Source organism: Pseudomonas sp. CC120222-01a, from assembly GCF_003097235.1.
Taxonomy (GTDB): Bacteria; Pseudomonadota; Gammaproteobacteria; order Pseudomonadales; family Pseudomonadaceae; genus Aquipseudomonas.
The window spans coordinates 89,520-112,642 of record NZ_QEQQ01000010.1 but is presented as its reverse complement, the minus strand read 5'-3'; the positions used below and the strand labels follow the sequence as shown (position 1 = coordinate 112,642).

General features: G+C 60.4%; 15 protein-coding genes and 1 riboswitch. Of the genes, 7 read left to right on the top strand and 8 right to left on the bottom strand.

All coding sequences use genetic code 11. From position 1 onward, the window contains the following. Positions 1-45: 45 nt before the first annotated feature. From dxs to ribB, 4 genes are all read right to left on the bottom strand, one after another. Entirely contained in the window at positions 46-1,941 is a 1,896-nt protein-coding gene (gene dxs, locus N430_RS14870) for a 1-deoxy-D-xylulose-5-phosphate synthase (protein ID WP_110637781.1), read from the bottom strand. Between the two features lie 143 nt (positions 1,942-2,084). After that, positions 2,085-2,972 carry a (2E,6E)-farnesyl diphosphate synthase gene (ispA, locus tag N430_RS14865; protein ID WP_110637780.1) on the bottom strand — a complete coding sequence of 296 codons (888 nt, stop codon included), beginning with the start codon at positions 2,970-2,972 and terminating at the stop codon, positions 2,085-2,087. Next, positions 2,969-3,211, bottom strand: a complete 243-nt coding sequence (locus N430_RS14860) for an exodeoxyribonuclease VII small subunit (RefSeq protein ID WP_008092375.1) — start codon at positions 3,209-3,211, stop codon at positions 2,969-2,971. The genes ispA and N430_RS14860 overlap by 4 nt, the downstream gene beginning before the upstream one ends. A 209-nt stretch (positions 3,212-3,420) precedes the next feature. Next, a complete protein-coding gene (gene ribB, locus N430_RS14855) occupies positions 3,421-4,071 on the bottom strand; it encodes a 3,4-dihydroxy-2-butanone-4-phosphate synthase (RefSeq protein WP_110637779.1) in 651 nt (216 codons plus the stop codon). 80 nt (positions 4,072-4,151) lie between these two features. Next, a riboswitch (FMN riboswitch) is annotated at positions 4,152-4,293 on the bottom strand. Between the two features lie 92 nt (positions 4,294-4,385). Here ribB and N430_RS14850 point away from each other — a divergent pair. After that, complete coding sequence (locus tag N430_RS14850) at positions 4,386-5,591, top strand: RtcB family protein (protein WP_110637778.1); 1,206 nt, start codon at positions 4,386-4,388, stop codon at positions 5,589-5,591. 49 nt (positions 5,592-5,640) lie between these two features. Here the strand turns inward: N430_RS14850 and N430_RS14845 are convergent, their stop codons facing one another. The 3 genes from N430_RS14845 to N430_RS14835 all read right to left on the bottom strand — a co-directional run bounded on the left by N430_RS14845 (position 5,641) and on the right by N430_RS14835 (position 8,645). Beyond that, on the bottom strand, positions 5,641-6,537 hold the full coding sequence (locus N430_RS14845) for an alpha/beta hydrolase (protein WP_110637777.1): 897 nt from the start codon (positions 6,535-6,537) through the stop codon (positions 5,641-5,643). Positions 6,538-6,606: 69 nt separating this feature from the next. Next, the gene (locus tag N430_RS14840; RefSeq protein WP_110637776.1) at positions 6,607-7,953 is read right to left on the bottom strand and encodes a sensor histidine kinase; all 1,347 of its coding nucleotides are present in this window, start codon (positions 7,951-7,953) and stop codon (positions 6,607-6,609) included. Continuing rightward, entirely contained in the window at positions 7,953-8,645 is a 693-nt protein-coding gene (locus tag N430_RS14835; protein WP_110637775.1) for a response regulator transcription factor, read from the bottom strand. The genes N430_RS14840 and N430_RS14835 overlap by 1 nt, the downstream gene beginning before the upstream one ends. Positions 8,646-8,838: 193 nt before the next feature. On the opposite strand from N430_RS14835, the gene N430_RS14830 reads away from it, so the two are divergent. From N430_RS14830 to N430_RS14805, 6 genes are all read left to right on the top strand, one after another. Then, on the top strand, positions 8,839-11,016 hold the full coding sequence (locus N430_RS14830) for a TonB-dependent siderophore receptor (protein ID WP_110637774.1): 2,178 nt from the start codon (positions 8,839-8,841) through the stop codon (positions 11,014-11,016). A 554-nt stretch (positions 11,017-11,570) separates the two neighbouring features. Further along, positions 11,571-13,121 carry a sensor domain-containing diguanylate cyclase gene (locus tag N430_RS14825; protein ID WP_256592137.1) on the top strand — a complete coding sequence of 517 codons (1,551 nt, stop codon included), beginning with the start codon at positions 11,571-11,573 and terminating at the stop codon, positions 13,119-13,121. Between the two features lie 133 nt (positions 13,122-13,254). Next, a complete protein-coding gene (locus tag N430_RS14820) occupies positions 13,255-14,385 on the top strand; it encodes a response regulator (RefSeq protein ID WP_110637772.1) in 1,131 nt (376 codons plus the stop codon). A gap of 63 nt (positions 14,386-14,448) precedes the next feature. Further along, positions 14,449-16,146 (top strand): EAL domain-containing protein, encoded by a 1,698-nt coding sequence (locus N430_RS14815; protein ID WP_110637771.1) that lies wholly within the window; start codon positions 14,449-14,451, stop codon positions 16,144-16,146. A gap of 82 nt (positions 16,147-16,228) precedes the next feature. Then, complete coding sequence (locus N430_RS14810; RefSeq protein ID WP_110637770.1) at positions 16,229-21,076, top strand: PAS domain S-box protein; 4,848 nt, start codon at positions 16,229-16,231, stop codon at positions 21,074-21,076. Continuing rightward, on the top strand, positions 21,066-22,001 hold the full coding sequence (locus N430_RS14805; protein WP_110637769.1) for a diguanylate cyclase domain-containing protein: 936 nt from the start codon (positions 21,066-21,068) through the stop codon (positions 21,999-22,001). The genes N430_RS14810 and N430_RS14805 overlap by 11 nt, the downstream gene beginning before the upstream one ends. A gap of 410 nt (positions 22,002-22,411) precedes the next feature. Here the strand turns inward: N430_RS14805 and N430_RS14800 are convergent, their stop codons facing one another. Beyond that, positions 22,412-23,110 (bottom strand): XRE family transcriptional regulator, encoded by a 699-nt coding sequence (locus N430_RS14800; protein WP_110637768.1) that lies wholly within the window; start codon positions 23,108-23,110, stop codon positions 22,412-22,414. Between the last annotated feature and the right edge of the window lie 13 nt (positions 23,111-23,123).

The following is a 23,123-nucleotide window of genomic DNA, read 5'->3' as shown; positions in this document are numbered from 1 at the left end:
GGGCGGTGAGTTACCTGTGGGAGCGGGCTTGCCCGCGAATAGGCCTTACAGGCCGAGCTTGGCCATTCGAGCTTTGACGGAGGCCTCGATGCCAGCAGCATCCAGCCCGCACTCGGCCAGCATCTGCGCAGGCTTGGCATGTTCGACATAGATGTCCGGCAGCCCCAGGTGCAGCAGCGGCTTGACCACGCCCTCATGGGCCAGGAACTCGCCCACGGCCGCGCCGGCGCCACCCATGATGCTGTTTTCCTCGATGGTCACCAGCAGCGCATGGCTGGCAGCCAGTTCCAGCACCAGGGCTTCGTCCAGCGGTTTGACGAAGCGCATGTCGACCACGGTGGCGTTGATCTGCTCGGCAACCTGCAGGGCCTCGGCCAACTGCACGCCGAACACCAGCAGGGCAACGTTCTCGCCCTGGCGGCGAACCACACCCTTGCCGATCTCCAGCGGTTCGAGGTCGCCACTGATCGGTGCGTTCGGGCCGGTACCACGCGGGTAGCGCACAGCTGCCGGGCCGTTGTACAGGTGGCCGGTGCTGAGCATCTTGCGCAGCTCGTTCTCGTCGCTCGGGGTCATCACCAGCATGCCGGGGATGCAGCGCAGGTACGACAGGTCATAGGCGCCGGCGTGGGTCGGGCCGTCTTCGCCGACCAGGCCGGCGCGGTCGATGGCGAACAGCACATCGAGGTTCTGCACCGCCACGTCGTGGATCAGCTGGTCATAGCCGCGCTGCAGGAAGGTGGAGTAGATCGCCACCACCGGCTTGCTGCCCTCGCAGGCCATGCCCGCGGCCAGGGTCACCGCGTGCTGCTCGGCGATCGCCACGTCGAAGTAGCGCTCGGGGTAGCGCTCGCTGAAATCGACCAGGTCGGAGCCTTCCTTCATCGCCGGGGTGATGCCCACCAGGCGGTTGTCGTCGGCGGCCATGTCGCACAGCCACTGGCCGAACACCGCAGAGTACTTCGGCCCGCTGACCTTCTTCGGCGCAGCTGGCTTGTCGGCGGGTTCGAGTTTGGTGATGGCGTGGTAGCCGATCGGGTCGACCTCGGCCGGGGCGAAGCCCTTGCCCTTCTTGGTCACCACGTGCAGGAACTGCGGGCCCTTGAGGTCACGCATGTTGCGCAGGGTGGCGATCATGGTCGGCAGGTCGTGGCCGTCGATCGGGCCGATGTAGTTCCAGCCCAGTTCTTCGAACAGCGTGCCTGGCACCAGCATGCCCTTGGCGTATTCCTCGGTGCGACGGGCGATTTCCCAGGCACCGGGCAGGCGCGACAGCACCTTCTTGCTGCCCTCGCGCATGCTCGCGTAGGTGCGGCTGGAGAGGATCTTGGCCAGGTAGTTGGACAGGCCGCCGACATTGCGCGAAATCGACATGTCGTTGTCGTTGAGGATCACCAGCATGTCGGCGTTGACTTCCTGGGCGTGGTTCAACGCTTCGAAGGCCATGCCGGCAGTGAGGGCGCCGTCGCCGATGACGGCGATCGACTTGCGTGCACTGTTCTGCAGGCGGGCGGCGATGGCCATGCCCAGCGCGGCACTGATCGAGGTGCTGGAGTGGCCGACGCCGAAGGTGTCGTACTCGCTCTCGCTGCGGCGCGGGAAGGCGGCGATGCCGTCCTTCTGGCGCAGGCTGAGCATGCGCTTGCGGCGCCCGGTGAGGATCTTGTGCGGGTAGGCCTGGTGGCCAACGTCCCACACCAGCCGGTCATCCGGGGTGTCGAAGACGTAATGCAGGGCGATCGTCAGCTCGATGACGCCCAGGCCGGCGCCGAAATGCCCACCGGTCTGACCAACGGTGTAGAGCAACTCCTGGCGCAATTCGTCGGCCAGGGTCTCCAGGTCGGCTTCGGCCAGCCGGCGCAGGCCGGCAGGCGTGTCAGCGCGGTCGAGCAACGGCGTGACCGGGCGTTCGCGGGGGATCTCTTGAAACGTCGTGGGCATCAGGCGAGTCGTTATAGGTGTGTGAAGACGCGGCAGTTTACCCCATTGTGGGAAATACTGCCCATTCATGCGGGTGCTGCTGGGGCTGCTTTGCAGCCCTTCGCGGGCTTGCCCGCGAAGGGCCGCAAAGCGGCCCCATTCAATCAGTGGCGGCGTTCGACGATATAGCGTGCCAACGCCCGCAGCGGCTCGGCATTTTCGCCAAACCCTTGCAGTGCGACCAGCGCCTGGTCGCGCAGTTCGATGGCATAGGCCTTGGCGGCTTCCAGCCCCAGCAGGGCCGGGTAGGTCGGTTTGTCACGGGCGATGTCGGCACCCTGGCGTTTGCCCAGGGTGGCGGTGTCGCTTTCCACGTCGAGGATATCGTCCTGCACCTGGAAGGCCAGGCCAATGGCCTGTGCATAAGTCTGCAGGGCGTCCAGCTGCGCCTGCTCGGCGCGGGCACTGGCCAGGGCGCCCAGGCGCACGCTGGCTTCGATCAGCGCACCGGTCTTGTGCCGGTGCATGAATTCCAGGGCCTGCTGGTCCAGCTTCAGGCCGACCGAGCCGAGGTCGATGGCCTGGCCACCGACCATGCCTGCAGGGCCTGCAGCCTTGGCCAGTGCCTGGACCATGGCCAGGCGGGTGCTATCGGCCTGCGGGCTCAGGCGTGGGTCGAGCAGGGCGCTGAACGCCAGGCTCTGCAAGCCGTCACCGGCAAGGATCGCGCAGGCTTCGTCGAAGGCCTTGTGGGTCGTTGGCTGGCCACGGCGCAGATCGTCGTCGTCCATGGCTGGCAGGTCGTCATGGACCAGCGAATAAGCGTGGATCAGCTCTACCGCACAGGCGGCACCGTTGGCTTGCTCGGCCGGCGAGCCAAGGGCTTCGCAGGCCGCATAGGCGAGTAGCGGACGCACGCGCTTGCCGCCGTTCATCACGCTGTAGCGCATGGCGGCATAGAGGCGTTCCAGCTCTTTGGTCGGGGCGACGAAGAGGGGTTCGAGGGCGGCGTCGACACGGGCCTGACAGCTGGCCTGGTAAGCGGTGATCATGCTTCTGGCTCCGCATCGAACGGCTGTGCGGCGAGTTCGCCGTCACGTTCCAGCAGGATCTGCACCTTCTGTTCGGCCTGGGCCAGGGCGCCCTGGCAGTCGCGGGTCAGGGCGATGCCTTGCTCGAAGGCGGCCAGCGAGTCTTCCAGCGACAGTTCGCCGTTCTCCAGGCGCTCGACCAGGGCTTGCAGGTCGGCGAGGGATTGTTCGAAATCGATGGAGGCTTTTTTGCGGGCCATGGCGACAGTCTCGGTGGCAGGTCAGAACGGCGCGACGTTAGCAGAGCGGGGCTAGGGGAGCAAACTCCGGACAGTCTGAGGCTGGATTTGCTGGCCTCTTCGCGGGTAAACCCGCTCCCACACGTACTGTGCAGGTTTCGAATCCAGCGAAATCCCTGTGGGAGCGGGCATGCCCGCGAAAGGGCCGCAAAGCGGCCCCGTGCGGTCTATCAGGCCGGCTCGGCTTCCAGTTCCACCATGGCCTCACGGCACCGCGCCAGCTCTTCGATGGTCAGCACCGGCAGGTTGTACTGCCGCGCATACACCGCCACCTGCTCACCCCGCGCCATGCTGCCATCGGGGTTCATCAGCTCGCACAGCACCGCCGCCGGCCGCAGACCCGCCAGGCGTGCCAGGTCCACCGAACCTTCGGTATGCCCGCGACGGGTCAGCACACCGCCATCACGCGCACGCAGCGGGAACACGTGGCCCGGGCTGACGATATGGCGTTGCTCGGCGGTCGAACGCAGCGCCGCTTCGATAGTGGTGATGCGGTCCTGGGCGGAAACACCAGTGCTCACGCCTTCGGCTGCCTCGATGGTGACGGTGAAGCCGGTGCCGTGGCATGCCTGGTTGTTCTGCACCATCGGCGCCAGCTGCAGGGCATCGACCGTGGTCTCGTCCAGGCACAGGCAGACGATGCCGCTGCAGTCGCGGATCATCATGGCCATGGTCTGCAGTGACAGGTTCTCGGCGGCGGCGACGATGTCGGCTTCGTCCTCGCGGTCGTCATCGTCGAGCAGCAGCACAGGGCGCCCGGCCTGGAAGGCGGCGATGGCGGCGGACACATTGGGAAATTGTTTTTGCAGCAAAGGGGACATGAAACGCTCCTCGTGATTGATCGATGAACGTCTCGGGGCGAACAAAATGCGTGCGCAGGGGCGCCCGAATGGCCCCTGCCTGACGCCTTCTTTCATCCGGACTATGACCGTCGGCTCTGGAGTCGCACCAGATCTGCTGACCCCCGGCATGGCCGGGGCGCTCGCGGGCTCATCTTTCGATTTACCGCCGGTGGGGACTTTCACCCCGCCCTGAAGACCGGCCAAGCATACAGCACTGTGCCACCTTGCTGGCAAGCCGCTGTTCTACGACCTTCGGCGGTATCATGCAGGCATGGCTCAACAGGAACAGCCCCATGGACATTCTCCAGGTCGCCGGTGGCAAGCCGGTCAAACTGTGGACCGACGGCGTGCCGGTCGAAGACGACGCCCGCCGGCAACTGCTCAACACGGCGAAGATGCCGTTCATCTTCAAGCACCTGGCGGTGATGCCGGATGTGCACCTGGGCAAGGGCTCGACCATTGGCAGCGTGATCCCCACGGTCGGCGCGATCATCCCCGCCGCGGTGGGCGTCGACATCGGCTGCGGCATGATCGCCGCGCGTACCTCGCTGCAGGCGCGTGACCTGCCGGACAACCTGCATGGCCTGCGCAGCGCCATCGAGCAGGCGGTGCCCCACGGCAAGACCTTCGGCAAACGCGACCAAGGTGCCTGGGACAACGTGCCGGGCCTGGCAGACAAAGCCTGGGGCCAGCTCGCCGGGCGTTTCAAGGCCATCACCGACAAGTACCCGCGCCTGGAAAAGACCAACAACCGCCACCACCTGGGCACCCTGGGCGGCGGCAACCACTTCATCGAGGTATGCCTGGACGAGGCCGACCGGGTCTGGTTCATGCTGCACAGCGGCTCGCGCGGTGTCGGCAATGCCATCGGCAACCTGTTCATCGAACTGGCCCAGGCCGACATGCGCCAGCACCTGGCCAACCTGCCCGACAAGGACCTGGCCTACTTCGAGGAGGGCAGCCGCCATTTCGCCGACTATGTCGAGGCGGTGGAATGGGCGCAGGACTTTGCCCGGCGCAACCGTGAATTGATGATGCAGGCGGTGGTCTTGGCCACCCGCAAGGTGCTGGGAAAGCCGTTCGAGGCAAGCCTGGAGGCTGTCAACTGCCACCACAACTATGTGCAGCGCGAGCAGCATTTCGGCCGCGAGGTGCTGGTGACGCGCAAGGGTGCGGTGTCGGCGCAGAAGGGGCAGCTGGGCATCATTCCTGGCTCCATGGGTGCCAGGAGTTTCATCGTGCGGGGATTGGGCAACGAGGAGTCGTTCTGCTCCTGCAGCCATGGCGCGGGCAGGGTGATGAGCCGGACCAAGGCCAAGAGCCGCTTCACCGTTGAAGACCAGCGGCGGGCGACGGCCCATGTGGAGTGCCGCAAGGACAAGGACGTTATCGACGAGATTCCGATGGCGTACAAGGACATTGATGCGGTGATGAAGGCACAGAGTGAGTTGGTGGAAGTGGTGCACACTCTGCGGCAAGTGGTGTGTGTGAAGGGTTGACCTGCACCGGCCTCTTCGCGGGCACGCCCGCGAAGAGGCCGGGACAGGATTAACGCGACATATCCCCAATCACCTTACCCAGCGAAGCCGGCAGCATCGGCCCATGCCCAAGCCCTGTGAATCGCTCGAAGCGCACCTGTAGCCCAGGAACCTTGGCCAAGTCGGCCGCCAACTCCCGCGCCGGCCGCTCCACATCGCCCTTCACCGGCCCACGTGGATTCGCCGGCTCCTCACTCCCGCGCATCAGCAACAACCGCGGCCGGCTATTACCCAGGCGCTGCTGCAACCCCTGCGCCTCACGCACGATCGCCCCGTCGTTCCACCACAGCGATGGGCTGGCCGCTGCATAGTCGCTGAACGCGCCAGGCCGGGTGAACAGCGCATGCAGTACCGCCAGGCCACCGTAGGAATGCCCCCACAGCGTCTGCCGCTGCGGGTCGATTGGCGCTACGTCAGCCACCATTGGCCGCATCTTTTGTGTCAGCAAATCAAGGAACGCATCCACCCCACCGTTGGGCTCGCCCGTCAGCGGGTCGCGCTGCGCGGCCTGCCCTGGCACTGCCGGGGTGTAGTCGAAGGTGCGCCCGGTCCGCTCGATGCGCTGCTCAGTCTGGTACCCCACGGCCACCAGCAGCGGCGCCTGGCCGGCGGCAAGCTGGCTCAGTTGCTGGTCATTCAGTGCACCCAGCGCGGCATTGCCGTCGAGCATCCACAGCACCGGATAACCGGCGGCAGGTGCCGGGCGATCCGGCTTGCCGACCCACAGGCGGTAGTGGCGCTGGCCGTCGGCCGAGTCCAGGTCGAGGTGGCTGAAGCGGTAGGCCAGGTCCTGGCGCTGCAGCAGCGATGTGTCCATCTTCTGCTCTCGCGCTGGTTGTGCCATGGCAACCGGTACGGCCAGCGCCAGCGCCACAATCAGGGGCAGGGACAGGGGCATCTTGCTCATCAGGCGTCTCGTCTGGGCTTTGCAGGGAAAGGCCAGATGATAATCAGTGCCGTTTGGGCGTAAAGCGCATTAACTTTCTAAACATTCCTCGCCAATCGGCAACACCACGTGCAGGCACAAACCAGGGTGGCCATTGCTAGCCCACAACCGGCCGCCTTGCAGTTCGATGGCGCGGCGGGCGATGGCCAGCCCCAGGCCAAAGCCTGCGCCGCTGTCGGGCAAGCGTTGGTAAGGTTTGAAGATGCGTTCGAGGTCAGCTTGCGGCACGCCGGGGCCCTGGTCGCTCAGGCGCAGGTGCCAGCAGTCGCCCTCACGCCAGCCATCCAGGCTGACCCGGCCACCGTCGGGCGAATGGCGGATGGCGTTGCGCATCAGGTTTTCCAGGGCCTGGGCCAGGCTGTCCAGATGGACCTGCACCCGGCAATCAGTGCCCAGCGAGCAGGGCAGTCGCGAGCGGTCCCAGCCACTTTCGAAGCAGATGTCCTGGCATAGCGCTTCCCACACGGAAAGCATCAGCACGGGCTCGGTAGGCAGTTGCGGTTGCTCGGTGTCCATCCAGGCAAGGTCCAGGGTGTCCTCGAGCAGCTTCTGCATGTCGTTGACCTCACGCTCCAGGCGTTCACGCAGTTGTGCCGGCGGCAAGTCGCTGTCATGGGCGATGCGCAAGCGCGCCAGTGGCGTGCGCAGTTCGTGGGACAGCGTGCGCAGCAGCAGGCGCTGTTGCTCCAGGCTCTGGCGCAGCCGCCCGGCCATGTGCTCGAAGGCCTGCGCCAGTTCGCCCAGCTCGTCGCGCCGCTCCTGCAAGGGCAGGCCAGGGCTTTCCAGGTCGTCGGCGCGCAGGGCATCGGCCCGGTCGCGCAGGCGGTTGAGCGGCACCACCAGCTGCCGATAGATCGCCAGGCCCAGCAGCAGGGCCAGCAGCGTGGGGGCGACGCCGTGGGTGATGACATGGGTCCAGGGCGTCAGGCCCGTGGGCAGCAGGCGTTCGGGCAGTTGCATCACCAGGCGGCCGTTCTCGGGGTGATCCGGAAACTCGATGCTGACGTACGGAAGTTCATCCTGCAGGCGCCGGCTCATCGGCCAGTCGAGCTTGCGCATGAAGGTCAGGTGGCTGGCCTCTTCGGCGTCCAGCGGTGTGGTGCCAAGGCTTTGCAGGTGTGGCCCGAGCAGCACCGCCCAGGTGTCTTCGGCGTGTTCGAGCTGGCGCCGGAATGCCTCGGCGCCCGTCGTCCCCGCTTGCTGCCAGGCCTGTTCAGCCTGTTGCGCGTAGCGGGCGAGGTAGTCCTGGTCGGCCTGGGAGAGAAAATAGGTGCTGCGCTCCACCGACAGGCCCCAGGTCCAGATCAGCCAGGTCAGCAGCAGGCAGAAGCTGACCTGCAGGGCTGCCAGTTTCCACAGCAAGGGGTGTCGGCGCATCAGGCGTGTTCCGAGTCGACCAGCAGGTAGCCTTGGCCGCGCACAGCCTGGATCTGCAGGTGTTGGGCACCGATGTCGGCCAGCTTGCGACGCAGGTTGCACACGTGTACGTCGAGGCCGCGGTCCAGGCGGGTGTAGGCCCGGTGCAGCACGGTCTGATATAGGAATGGCTTGCTCAGGGCCTCGCCGGGGTGGGCGCTCAACGTGGCCAGCAAGCGGAATTCCGAAGCGGTCAGGCCGGCCGCCTTGCCGTGGTGAAGCACATCCTGCAGGTACTGGTCATAGACCAGCGGGCCGGCTTCGCTGTGCGGCAGCGCGCTGCGGCCAAAGGCCACCCGCCGTAACAGGGCATCCACCCGGGCGTCCAGCTCGGCGAGGCTGAACGGCTTGGGCAGGTAATCGTCCGCACCGCGGGTAAAGCCGCTGATGCGGTCCTGCTCGGCGCCCAGCGCCGACATCAGCATCACGGGGACGGCATGCTGGCGGCGCAGTTCGTCGAGCAGGCTGAGGCCATCGATGCCCGGTAGCATGATGTCCAGCAGCACCAGGTCGAAACGGCTGTGCTGCACGGCATTCAACGCCTGGGTGCCGCTGGCGCAGGCGTTGACCAGGAAACCGCGATTGAGAAAGTGGCGCTGCAGATCCTCACGCAGGCGTGCGTCATCTTCGGCGAGGAGGAGTGAGGTGGGCATCGGTTGTCTTTAATGAGAATTTGTATCAGTTAGCCATCATCCCATTGTGGGCGGGGGAAGGGCAATCGCCCCGTGTCGGGCGCATGTGTTAAGAAGGTTAATCCTGCTGCACCCCGGTTTTTCGTCCGGTATCGTTCGCAAAAAGCAACTTGTTTCATTTGCGATTAAATATCACTTAGGCGAAGGGTGTGTCATGAGCGGTTTCAAAGGTGTGGGGAGCCCGCGACGGGTTCGGGGATGGCTGGTGCTGGGGCTGCTGGCGCCGTTTTCGTTGTCGGCACTGGCTGAAACAGTGGCAGGCCAGGCGGTTGCTGACGACACGTCGCTCGACCTGCCGGCCCTGACCATCGAAGGCAACCGCCTCTACGACATGCTGCCTTCGGAACAGACCGGTGGTTACAGCGTCGATGCCGCCACCGTGGGCACCAAGACCCCGGCGGCACTCAAGGACATCCCGCAATCGATCACCGTGTACACCCAGGACTACGTCAAGGACCGCCAGTTCGTGCACCTGGATGACCTGGCCAAGTACACCGCAGGCCTGCGCACCCTGACCAACGACAGCGGCCGTTCGTCGATCTACGCCCGTGGCTACGAGTACAGTGAGTTCAACATCGACGGCCTGCCGGCGCCCATGGCCAGTATCTTCGGCACCGTGCCGTCGCTGGCGGCCTTCGACCGGGTCGAGATCATGCGCGGCCCGGCCGGCCTGTTCAGCAGCACCAGCGAGCTGGGCGGCATCGTCAACATGGTGCGCAAGCGCCCGACCGCCGAATTCCAGGGCCATGTCGAAGGCCGCTATGGCACCTGGGACACCAACCACGAAGAAATCGACCTGAGCGGGCCGCTGGACGATGCAGGCCGGGTGCGCGGGCGCTTCATTGCCTCGCGTGACGACACCAACGGTGAAGTGGATTACAACGCCAACACCAGCAACAGCTACTACGGCGCGCTGGACATCGACCTGGACGACGACACCCAGCTGTCGTTCGGCCTGATCCACGAGGTGAAGAACATCACCCCGCATAACGGCTACCCGGCGACGCTGTCCGGGGAGGTGCCTGATTTCAGCCATTCGAAGTTCCTCGGCGCCGACTGGAACTACTTCGACGGCAAGACCACCGACCTGGTCGCTGAGCTGACTCACCGCTTCGACAACGGTGGCTATGGCCGCGTCGCCGCCCGCGGCTCGCACCGCGATACCAACTACCTGTATGCCTTCACCGCGACCAATGCCACCACCGGTGCCAACTCCGAGCGTGCCAGCGCCCGCGACTTCACCCAGGACACCTACTCGCTGGATGCCAGCTACAGCCAGCCGTTCGAAACCTTGGGCCAGGTCAGCGAATTCGTGGTCGGCACCGACTATAAGAACTACGACACCGAGTACCTCAACGGCACCACCAACCTAGGCAGCATCAACGTCAATACCTACACGCCGACGCGTTTCGCCAAGCCGTCGCCGAACTACAGCACCGAGACCGGCATGCAGGAAGAGGAATACGGCCTGTATTCCAAGGTCACCTTCCGCCCGGTCGAGCGCCTGGCGCTGATTGCCGGTGGCCGCTTCAGCTGGTATCGCGGTGATTTCTACACCACCACCCTGAGCAGCGGCTCGACTGTCGACGACAACAAGCGCGTCGATGGCCGCTTCACGCCGTATGGCGGCCTGGTCTACGACCTGACCGAAAACCACGCGCTGTACGCCAGCTATTCGCAGGTGTTCAAGCCCCAGTCGGATACCGACGGCAACGGCCGTGTGCTCAAACCGCGCCAGGGTGAGCAGTATGAATTCGGCCTGAAGAGTAGCTACTTCGGTGGCGACCTGAACACCCGCTTCTCGGTGTTCCGCCTGACCGACAAGAACCGCGCCAGCACCGAGTACGATGCCGATGGCGTGGACACCGGCTTCTCGGTCGCTTCCGGCAAGACCCGGGTCAAGGGCGCGGAAGTGGAAGTCAGTGGCAAGCTGACGCCAAACTGGGAGCTGCTGGCGGGCTACACCTGGATGGAAACCGACACCGTCAAGGGTGACGCCGAAACCACGTTCTTCATCATGCCGCGCAACCAGGCGTCGCTGTGGAGCAAGTACACCATCAGCCAGGGCCTGCTGAACGGGCTGGCGATTGGTGGTGGCGTGTCGGCGATGAGCAACTTCTACTCCGAGAATGGCGGCGTGCGTATCGATGCGCCGGGCTATGCCACCGTGGATGCGATGCTGTCCTACCCGGTGACCTCGAAACTGACGGCGACCTTCAACGTCAACAACCTGTTCGACCGGGATTACCTGTCGCGGGTGGGCTCGACCTCGACGTTCAACTTCTATGGGCCTTCGCGGAGCATGATGGTCGGGGCGCGGTATGACTTCTGAGTAGGGCTTTAACCTTGCGTCACCTGTGAAATCGAGCGCCGCGCGGGCGGCGCTCGATTTCATAGGCAATGCAAATGTCGTGGCGAACAAACTGACAGGCATTAAAAAGCCGGCTTGTGGTTAGCTTTTAATTCGCATAACTGGATGAAAGTAAACATTTTCTAGATTTTGTTAGGCGCTTAAATCCCCCAATTAATCCCCCACTTTTTCATCCTTTTTGCCCGGCTTTTGGCCGGCTTTTTTGGTCGGCGGGCATCGAGAAATTTCAACTGGCGCGGACCAAGCGGATGCTTTTGCTCAGGGCAATGCCGCCATATTGGTGCGTTCACTCCTATAGGGTCAGCCACGGAGATTCATTGCTCAGCAGGTGAGCCGCCGAGAGGTATCCCTTGGTCACGGGCGCTCAAGCATGAGAAAATCGTCGACATCCGATTGCCAGGTGGGCTAGAGACGCTTGGCTCCATCGTACTCTTTTGATTGCTGCGATTTCGCCAAAGTTGAACTCCATACCTCCGGAACGCCTAATGCCTTCCCAGCCAAAGCCCAGATTAAACTTGCGCATCGTTTTGCTCACATTTGCGATGTTCAGTGCCGTTGCCACGCTTGCTAACACATTTTGGGTAATGGTCAACATTCAAAAACAAGAGCTTGTAGAGAGCGCGCTGGATGGCAACCGTGCTTACGCTCAGCGTATCGCCGATGCTCTAGATGGGGTGTTGAGTTCTGATCTTGACCGCCTGAAATATAGTTCGAAGGTTGTTTCAACGACGTTCTCCAATCGACATCTACTGGCTGCTGAGGCTCAGCGGCTGCTGGAGCAGGACAACAGCTTCAACTCCGTGCTGGTTACCGACGCTGCAGGCACCATCGTGGCTTCCGCACCAGAAAAGCTGCAGTTGAACGGCAAGTCTTTGCAAAGCCGTGAGCCGCTCGAGCGGCGAAGGGCAATGATCAGTAACGCTTTTCAATCGATCACGGGCAATTGGGTGGTTTTTGTATCTCATCCTGTCTTCGATGCCGATGGGCAGTATCTTGGCCTGGTAGGGGGAACAATCAGGCTGGAGCAGCAGAATAGGCTGCAAGCGCTGATGGATCTCAACCGTCGACAAAACGGAGCCTATGTCTTTGTCGTGGACAATCAGCGGCGCGTGCTTTATCACCCTGATACTCAGCAAATAGGCAGGGTTCTAGGTCCTGATCGGATTGTTGATGCTGCACTGGGCCAGGCGAGTGGCTCTCTCAGGGCCGTAGATGGGGATGGAAACGAGATGCTTGCAGGTTATGCAGGTATACCGAGCAGCGATTGGGGCATCATTTCGCAGCAGCCAATGGTGGTTGTCCAGGAGGCGTTGAATGTTAGCGCGTTGAAGGTGGCCAAAGGGATCGTACCGCTGGGCGTGCTGGGTTTGTTACTGATCTGGTGGGCAGGGACAAGAATCTCCAGGCCGCTGTCCCAGCTGGCGGACAGTGCCAAGCGCCTGGACGTGCCTGAAAGCTACGAACGCATCAGTGCGGTCCCCGTGAGCTACGAGGAAAGCTGGCAGCTACGTCGGGCGCTTTTATTGAGCACCACACTATTGCAGGAGAAGATCGGCAAACTCAATCGCCAGGCTCAGTGTGACCCACTCACGGGATTGGCCAATCGCCGAGCCATGCAGGAAACACTGACGAATTGGTTGGCGACGAAAAAGACCATCGCTGTCATTGCCTTGGACATTGATCATTTCAAGCGTGTCAACGACAACTTTGGCCATGGCGTCGGTGACGAGACGCTGCGGGCTGTAGCTGGGCTGATGAAGCAAAACTCTCGGCCAACCGACCTGCTGTGCCGGGTTGGTGGGGAGGAATTCGTTTTGCTGCTGCCCGAAAGCTCAGTTGCAAATGCGGCAGACATCGCAGAGCGGTTGCGCCTATTGATCGCATCGACCGCTCTGGAGACTGTTGGGCACATTACTGTTTCACTGGGGGTAGCCCTTTGGCAATCCGGCGGTTCGATGGACGAAGTGTTCCAGAAGGCGGATCAACTGCTTTATCGTGCAAAGCAACAAGGGCGTAACCAGGTGGTGGCAGAGCGACCAGGCACGGTGGTCAAAGCCGTGAGCTGAGACATGCCTGACCAAGGCGTGCTATACCCTATGCATCCGCAGCCTGGGTGCCGTCGCATATCGACGTTAGCGGGTCATGATCGGGGGCTTCACTGCAACCGACCCAGTGCCTTCGTCAATGGAGTGATTAATATTGTCGATACGCATCTTGGTGGTGGACGATGATCCGTGGATGTCTGAGCTTCTTCGCCAGATGATCCAGTCGTCTCGACCTTCGGCCGATGTCGAGTGCTTTTCTTGCCTTGAAACTGCGCTGGCGGCCTGGCGCAGTGGGCTTTATCAACTGGTGCTGTCAGACTGGAATCTTCCCGACGGCGCAGGGGTGGATTTGCTTCGCACTATACGCATGTCTGATTCGCAAATACCCCTGGTGGTCATTACTGGACGTTCAGACCGGCAGAGCGTACTGGAAGTAAGGCAGTTGGGAATCAGTGGCTACATCACTAAACCTTTTGATATTCCTGCCGTCATGGCAAAGATCAATGCACTATTGCCAGATGACGAGCCGGCTCCTGTGGCTCCAGCCCTCAGTGATAGCTTGGAGAGTCACCTGGGGCAGTTGTCTCCCTCTGATCTGGATCTGCCACTGTTTTCCAGTGTAAAGGAAAGCCTCCAGCAAGCGTTCAGTGGCGTTGCGACGGATTTCCGTGAGCTGGCCATCCATTGGCAAAACGAACCGGCGTTGTGCGCTTACCTCATCTCGGCCGCCAACAGTGCCGCTTATGGGGGAGGGTTACAGCCGTGTGAGGGCTTGGCGCAAGCATTGACACGCCTTGGCGGGCGAACCGCTCTCAATTTGGCGATAGCAATGGCATTGCGTCAGGCATCGGTGATCGAAGACCCGCTGATTGGCTTATGGTTACACGAGCAGTTTGTGGCCTCGGAGCGTTTGGCTGAGCGAGTGCTATCGCTCGCCAGGCAAAGTGGCTTGGATCCGGGGCCACTGCACGCCGCTGCGTTGTTGCATCGGATTGGCGAGTTGTGTGTTTTGTATCAGGTGGATCTCTGGGCTGGGCGCGGACACGCGGTTGATGACGATATGTTATCGGTGGCACTTGCCAGGTATGCGCGCGCCTTCGCGCTTGCCCTTAAGGCGCGTTGGGCGCTGCCGATGTCGATGCGTGACTTGATCGGCGCTGTTTACGCGTTGCCAAAATCCCACGTGCACCGTGATCAGGTCATCATGCGCCTGGCGGCTGCGATCGAACACGGTGAATCCGTGGAAGCGATCGCACGTCTGAAGGCCTTGGCAGGGCTTGTCTGACTGCGCATCTCGCCAGTTGATCGTCTAGGCTGACGCTGTGAAACGGACTTCCAGGAGTCAGACATGTTTGATCTGGCAGAGCAGATGAACCCTGTAATTCTGATCGTTGATGACCAGTCAAGCGATCTTGAAATTCTTCAAGAATCTATCAGTAACCTCGGTGAGGTTCATGTTGCCCATGACGGTCGTGAAGCGCTGCAGGTGGCTGGGGAATGCCGCCCGGATCTGATCCTGATCGACATAGAGTTGCCCGACATGAATGGCTTTGAGCTATGCCAAACCATCAAGACCGACCCCAAGCTCTGCGATGCTGCCATTCTGTTCGTCAGTTCCCATACCCAGTGTGATAACGAAGTGCGCGCCCTGGAGTTCGGAGGGGTCGGTTTTATTCAAAAACCTATCAATGTCCCTGTGGTAAGAGCCCATGCGCGTGCCCACCTGAATCTGCGCAATGAAGCTAAACGATTGGCTTATTTCGATGCGCTTACGGGCTTGCCTAACCGTCAACTATTCACTAACCGCTCGACCCAAGCGATCCAGCAGGCCAAATGCAATGGCGGTAAGGTCGCGTTGTTACTGTTGGATTTGGATCATTTCAAGAGCATCAATGATTCACAGGGGCATTCCGTTGGAGATGCGATTCTCAAGCGCGTCGCTGAGTGCTTGAGCAGCAGTGTCCGGCCCATGGACACGGTGAGCCGGCAAGGCGGCGACGAGTTTGTGATTTTGCTGCCGCAAGTCACTCGGTTAGAAGCAATCGGTGATTTGAGCGATCAGCTTTTGAAGACGCTGGCGTCCCCCATGCAGATTGGCGAAAGGCGTTACAACATCACCGCAAGCATTGGCGTCAGCATTTACCCCGAGGACAGTACCGATCTGGAGACGCTATACAGCCATGCCGATGTGGCTATGTACCAGGCAAAGCGTGAAGGTAGGAACCGTTCCCGCTTTTTTTCCAGGACATTGGAAACCAGCACACGGGCCAGGCATGTCCTCGAACAGCATATGCGCAGCGCTTTGGATGAGGGATTCTTCGAGGTTTTCTACCAACCCAAGATGGATGCACGAACGGGGTACATGCGCGGCATGGAGGCGTTGATTCGCTGTCGACAGTCCGACGGTACGCTGGTTTCACCTGCTGAGTTCATTCCGGTCGCAGAGGAAACTGGGTTGATCGTTCCGTTGGGGCGTCAAGTGTTGGCCCAGTCGTGTGCAGACGCATGCACACTATTGCATTCAGGTTTTCAAGTTCCTGTTAGTGTCAATATTTCCGCTGTTCAATTCCGTGAAGATAATTTCTTCGACATGATACGTGGCGAACTTGAAGATTCAGGTATTCCAGCCCACATGCTTGAATTGGAAATAACCGAGGGTGTATTGGCAGACAATGTTGCGAAAGCGCGAGAGGTGCTTGAGGCTCTGAAAAGCTTGGGTGTACGGGTCGCGATTGATGATTTCGGCACTGGCTATTCCAGCCTGAGTTATCTCAAGAAACTGCCTATCGATGTTCTAAAAATCGATCAGAGTTTCGTGCGCGACATGCTCGACGACCACAGTGATGCCGTCATCATCGAGGCCATCGTGCGTATGGGCCAAGCGTTGGAATTAGAGCTGATCGCCGAGGGCGTGGAAAGCCAGGAACAGGCCAACAGACTCATGGCTTTAGGCTGCAGTTTGATGCAGGGATATCATTACTCCCGACCGGTGCCATTTGTGCAACTGCAGCAAATGTTGGAGTGCGGCAAGCTGAAGCTTATTTAGGAAAATCTATTTTTCTCGTTCGGCCAGTCTTTGATGTGGGGTGAAATTGAAAGATCGCATTCGGAGATTCGGAACTGTTACAGTGCTGATCGCTGTTCTTGCGTCAGGATTGGCGATTACCTTTCTGGCCACCTACGGCATGGTGGAGCACAATAGAGCACAGGCCGAGGCCGCACTGAACCGTGCGGTCGAACGCACGAGCGAGGCGGTTGCTGCACGCATTCGGCTCTATGAGTTTGGCTTGCGGGGCGCGCGTGGTGCTCTGCAGGTCCTGGGGGAGCAGCAGGTCAGTCGTGACGGCTTTTTAACCTACAGCAAGACACGCGACTTTGATGCCGAGTTTCCTGGTGCTCGCGGGTTTGGTTTCATACGTCGTGTTCCTGCCAGTGCAGAAGCAGCCTTTCTTCAGAAGGCCCGGCTCGACGGTAAACCTGACTTCACGCTACGCCAGCTCACGCCGCATGATGGCGAGCGATACATTATTCAATACGTCGAGCCGCAGGCGAGGAACCAGGCAGCGATCGGCCTGGATATCGCGTCCGAGAAAAACCGGCGAGAGGCAGCCGAGGCCGCGCTGCAGACAGGTGAGGCGCGGCTTACAGGCCCGATTACGCTTGTCCAGGCGACGGGTAAGCCACTGCAGTCGTTTTTGTTCCTGTTGCCGATTTACCGAACGGTCGTCACACCGGGCACTGTTTCTGAGCGCTTGGCACAAGGATTTGGCTGGAGTTATGCGCCGCTGCTGACCGAAGATGTTCTGACAGGGCTTCCATTGCCCTCTGGTGGTGTGCGGTTGCAGTTGCGTGATGTAACTGATGAGGCTGCTCCGGTGCAGTTCTATGAGCGCAAGGAAAGCGGTGAGGACGAGCAGGAGGTCATGCGTACCCATTTGACCCAGGTGGTTTTTGGCCGGCGCTGGGATATCGAGTTGGTTGCATATCCCTCTTTCGTACAGGATTTGCGTCAGTTTTCCCCGCGTAGCACTTTCGCCATCGGTCTGGGCAGCACCTTCCTGGTCACGGCGTTGGTCAGTGTCTTCGGCGTCAGCCGTAGGCGGCGACGCGACATTCTCGCTGAACAGGCCAAACTCGCGGCCATTGTCGAAAACTCGAATGACGGAATCATTGGCCTGACCTTGGATGGCATCGTCACGGCGTGGAATCGGGGCGCCGAGAAGATTTTTGGCTATGACAGCGACGAGGCGCTGGGGCGTACCTTGGTAGGCCTGGTATTGCCCGTCGAGTTGGCGGATGAGGAAGTGCACTTGCTGGGCAAGATCGCGCGCAGCGAGCGTATCGAGCATTTCGAGACCCGTCGTGTGCGTAAAGACGGCCAGTCGTTGGAGGTGTCGGTAACCGTCTCTCCAATTTGTGATGCTACCGGGCGGGTCGTTGGCGCCTCCAAGACAGTCCGTGACATCACCCCGCAGAAGCGGGCAGAGGCACGCATTCTCGAACTGAATGTCGGCCTGGAGCATCAGGTCGCCGAGCGCACGTCAGAGCTGCGCGAAGTAAATGCCCTGCTGACCAACGTTCTGCACTCTGCGTCACAGGTCTCGATCATCGCCACCGACCTCACGGGCATCATTACCGTTTTCAACTACGGGGCTGAGCAATTGCTTGGCTATGCAGCCGAGGAAGTTGTCGGCATTCACACGCCAGGTATTTTCCATCTGGGTGAAGAGGTGGCAACACGTGGCGAAGAGTTGAGTCGAGCGTATGGCGAAACGATAGAAGGTTTCCGCGTATTTGTGCACAAGGCTGCATTGGGCGAGGCGGAGGTTCGGGAGTGGACATACGTGCGCAAGGACGGCACACGGTTCAGTGTGACCTTGCTGGTCACCGGGATGCGCAATGCTGATGGCAGGTTGAGTGGATACCTGGGCATCGCCATCGATATCAGTCGGCGCAAGCAGGTAGAGCAGCGCTTGGCCGACAGCCTGACGCTGACGCAGACCATTCTCGATACTGCAGTCAACCCGGTTATCAGGATCAACCGGTTGGGGGTGATTCAATCCTGTAATCGTGCCACCCAGACTGTGTTCGGCTACCTGCCCGACGAGCTTGTCGGCAGCAACGTGCAGGTCTTGTTGCCTGCCTTGGCCGAGGGCTTCCTGATGCCCTCGCAGGATCCGCTGGGTGATCCTGCGTGCAGTGATATGACAGAAGCCTCGCGAGAAGTGCAGGCCAGACGAAAAGATGGGCACATCTTCCCGGCACAGGTCACATTGGGCAGCATGCAGATTGAGGGTCAGCCCATGGTCGTGGCTGTGCTCTTCGATCTGTCCGAACAACGTCGTCAGCATGATGCCATTGCTTCAGCACGCGACCAGCTGGCCTTGGCTTCGGACGTGGCAAAACTGGGTGTATGGACGTGGTCGCCCGACGACGATGATCTGCAGTGGAATGATCGGATGTTCGAGATTTACGAACAGCCGCTCACCTTGAAAGCAGCAGGCCTTGGTTATGAGCACTGGCGGGAGCGTCTGCACCCCGATGATGCGCAAGTCGCCGCCAAATGGCTCCAGCGCTTGCTCGAAGGGAGCTGTGTTTTCGAGACATTGTTCCGTCTTCAGTTACCCAATGGCGATATCCGTTATGTTCAGGCCGCTGCCAGAATCGAACATATTGCTGAAACCGGCGGCCAGAAAATCACCGGGATCAATCGCGATGTGACAGCAGAGTACCAATTGCAGTCACGCTTGTATTTCGCCAAGGAACAGGCGGATGCAGCCAGTGCCGCCAAAAGTGCTTTCCTGGCCAACATGAGCCACGAAATTCGCACTCCCCTGAATGCTGTGCTTGGCATGCTGCACTTGGTTCAGGCCACCGAGCTTGATTCGAGGCAGCTTGACTATATCCGCAAAGCGCACGGTGCAGCCAAGTCACTCTTGGGGCTGCTCAATGACATTCTTGATTACTCCAAGATCGAGGCCGGTAAGTTGCAGCTTGATCCACATCCTTTCGAGCTCAATCGGTTAATGACGGACCTCGCAGTGGTGCTGTCGGGCAATCAGACGGATAAAGACGTCGAAGTGCTGTTCGATCTCGATACCTCCTTACCTGAGTACCTGGTCGGCGACAGCCTGCGCCTTCAACAGATTCTCATCAACTTGGCTGGTAATGCGCTGAAGTTCACCGAGCGTGGCGAAGTTACCGTGAGCCTTCGTGAGTCCGTTCGTCATGCCGATGCTGTACGGTTGCAAATTGCTGTAAGCGATACTGGAATCGGCATCAGCGAGGAGCAGATCGAGCGAATTTTTGACGGGTTCAGTCAAGCCGAGGCCTCCATCAGCCGTCGCTATGGCGGGACAGGCCTGGGGTTGGTGATCTGCAAGCGGTTGATCGAACTGATGGGCGGCACGCTGCAGGTGCAGAGTCAGCCGGGTGAGGGCAGCCGCTTCTGGTTCGAGCTGGAGTTTGCTCTGGCAAATGCCGCGGAGACTGAGGTGCCGGCAGCAACAGCTAGTGCTGACCTCAAGGTGTTGGTAGTCGACGATAACGACACAGCCCGTGAAGTCCTCGCAAGAACGGCTGTCGCGTTAGGCTGGCGGGTGGATCAGGCCAGTAGAGGGCTGGACGCTGTGGAGCGCGTGGTAAGGGTTGCGGATGTGGCCCCTTACGATGTCGTGCTGATGGATTGGCGTATGCCGGACATCGATGGCTCGACTGCAGCACGCCTGATGCAGGATGCGATGGTTGGTGCTGCGCCGGTGGTGGTAATGGTTACGGCGCACAGTCACGAAGTGTTCGCGGATTTACAGCAGGGAACTCAGGCGCCTTATGCCGCTGTCTTGAGTAAGCCCATCACCCCTAAGCAACTTGTGACTGCTGTGGGGCTTGCCGTCTCGGGGTCGCAAGCTTCTGAAACCACTGCGCACGTGAGCCGGGTATCCAGGCTCGAGGGTATCAAGTTGCTAGTGGTTGAGGATAATCCGCTCAATCGCCAAGTGGCTCAGGAGTTGCTAGAACTCGAGGGGGCCAAAGTGACCCTGGCCGAGGGGGGGCGGCAGGGCGTTGAGGCTGTGTCGCAAGGCACACAAACCTTCGACGCCGTACTGATGGATATCCAGATGCCTGATATGGACGGGCTGGAGGCGACTCGGCTGATACGTCAAAACAAGTTGCATGCCAGCTTGCCCATTGTCGCCATGACGGCCAACGCCTCACTCTCCGAGCGAAAGGCGTGCTTGGCCGCGGGAATGAATGAACATGTGGGCAAACCTATCGACCTGGAAAGACTAGTCATTGTACTCACGCAGCTTCTGGACCGTGAAAAGCCTTTCCGGTCCTCTCCTCAGGCAGATGATTCGCTGGGTGATGAACCCGCCGAGAGTGTATTGCGGCGCTTTGGTGGCAACCTGACGCTGTTGCGTAACGTGCTGCAGCGTTTCCCGGATGACATGCGGCAGAATCTTGAGCAGTTGGAGCGACACTGCAGTAACGCAGACAAACCCGGTGCACTGGTGCAATTGCACACTATCAAGGGCAGTGCAGGTACCATGGGGGCCAGTGGTCTTTCCGCGCTGGCTGCTGAGCTGGAGCAGCGCCTGCTGCGGGCTTCGGCAGAGGACGGGCAATCGTTCATGGCCAGCCCTCGGTGGCTATCGCACCTGCACATGCAACTGGCGTCTGACTGCGCTCGGCTCAATCTTGCCTTTGCCGCTCCCTTGGCGTCCGTTAGTGAACGCCAATCTGCATTGACGGAGCGAGACTGGGAGAGTGACCTGGGTTACTTACGTGAGCTGTTGGTCAGCAACAATCTCCTCGCCCTCCAGCGGGCTGCAGCCCTGCAGGACGGGGTTCCGCTACAGAGTAAAGCGCTTTACGAGGCGCTCAAGCAGGCCGTCGACGATCTCGATTTCCATTCAGCGACCGTCTGGTGCGATAAGTTGGCTTATTCAATCAAAAGGAATGTTGATGGACGATGAATCTAGCCGCGTGCGTGGCAAACCACGTTTACTGATCGTGGATGACCAGCCACTCAACATCCATGCACTGAATGAGCTGTTCCGTGCAGACCATGAGATTTACATGGCCATGGAGGGTAACAAGGCAGTGGATATCGCCCTGACGCAGTTCCCGGATTTGATCCTGCTTGATGTGATGTTGCCTGACATCGATGGCTACGAAGTGTGTCGTCGCCTGAAGGCCAGTCCGTTGACTGCGGACATACCTGTGATATTCGTGACAGCCAAAGGGCAAGAAGCGGACGAAGCAAAAGGACTCGAACTTGGCGCCGTCGACTACATAAGCAAGCCATTTCATCCCGGTATTGCCCGTGCTCGGGTGAAAACCCACCTGACTTTGAAACTACAAAGCGATTATCTCAAAGGCCTCGCATCGCTCGACGGTTTGACAGGCATCGCCAACCGACGCGCGTTCGAGCAACACCTCAGTGATACGTGGAGTCACTTGTGCCGTGATGGCGGGTGGCTGGCGCTGATCCTTATCGACATCGATTACTTCAAACGTTTCAATGATCACTATGGGCATTTACAAGGCGACCAGTGTCTATGCCGTGTGGCGCAGGCACTGGTCGATGTTATTAAGCGTCCATTCGATATGGTCGCGCGCTTCGGCGGCGAAGAGTTTGTCTGCATTCTGCCTGGCACCCATCTCAATGGTGCCGCCACCGTTGCCGAGCAGCTTTCCGCTGCTGTGCAGCGTCTGCAGATCCCTCACGTGAAGTCACTCATTGCTGACAACGTGACGATCTCACAGGGGGTCGGCTGCCTCCAGCCTAAACCAGGGCAGGACGCCCATCAGTTGGTGGCGCTGGCAGACCAAGCCTTGTATCAGGCCAAGGAAAATGGTCGAGGGAGGTTTAACCTGTCTGAGATTTGCAGGGGCTAACGGCAATCAACGTGCAGTGGGTCATCGATTGCGGCCTCACCTATCCCCCATTTGCTCCCCCACTTGGACGTGGAATCGCCTGGATGAAAAAAGAGCTCGCAGGAACGGAAATAGGTTGTAGCCCTTGATTTAGCAAGGTTGCAGTGGGCCTTGAAAGATGGGAGTGGCTTTCAATGGAGCATTAAAAAGCCGGCTTGTGGCCGGCTTCTCGGGGACGGTTCCGACTAATTTATGGTAAGTCGCAACCGCCTTAACTGTGTGGCCAGCAAGGGCCTGAAAGAGATGGCAAACGCTCGTGTGGAGTGTCGCCGAGCCCTCTGGAACGCGGCTTGTGCCGGCCGGGGCTGAATGTGCCGCGTAGCATACAAGGGCTGGCGCGGTATGCCCAGCAAAAAATGGCACAGCGTGTGTCAGCCGGGGCGTCGCTGGCGGTAATGCGACCAATGGAACACCCAGCCCAGTACCTCCAGCTTCTGCACCGCGCACTGCAAGGTGGTGTAGCGTTCGACAATCTCGCGCCGGTTGTGGCTATGCAGGCACAGGGTGCCGCGGTGGCCGAGGCTCAGGCTGTTGACCCTGAGCCTGCCGTTGTGCAGCAGGGCATAGATCTCGCCATCGACCACCTGGGTGTAGCTGAGGTCGATCGCCAGGATCGCATCACGTGGGATCCACGGCGCCATGTTGTCGGCAGGCATGGTCATGCAGATGACTTTGTCCTCAGGCACGGCCAATGCCTCCAGCGCAGATGCCGGCATTGCCAGGCAGTGATGGTCGATCGCCACGAGTTGGCCATTGCGCAGTTCGTTGAAGGGCACTTGCACCAGGGGAGGATGCGATATCGAAGGTAAACCGGGTGTTTCTACAGGCGTTGACTGGGGCGCGTACATGCGCAGAAACGAATGCGGGTGCTTGGGGCCTTCGCCGGTCTGCAGCCAGCGGCGCTGCACACAGAACAACTCGGCCATTTCATCAAGGCGGGCAATCGGGATGCCGCGGGTGAACCAGTTATTGATGTGCTGGGACGAGACGCGGCGCTGGGCAGCGAAGTCTGAAGGGGTCAGGCCACATTCCCGAAGGAGTGCCTTGAGGCGGTCACCGGATCTTTTCATGAGACCGAGTGTA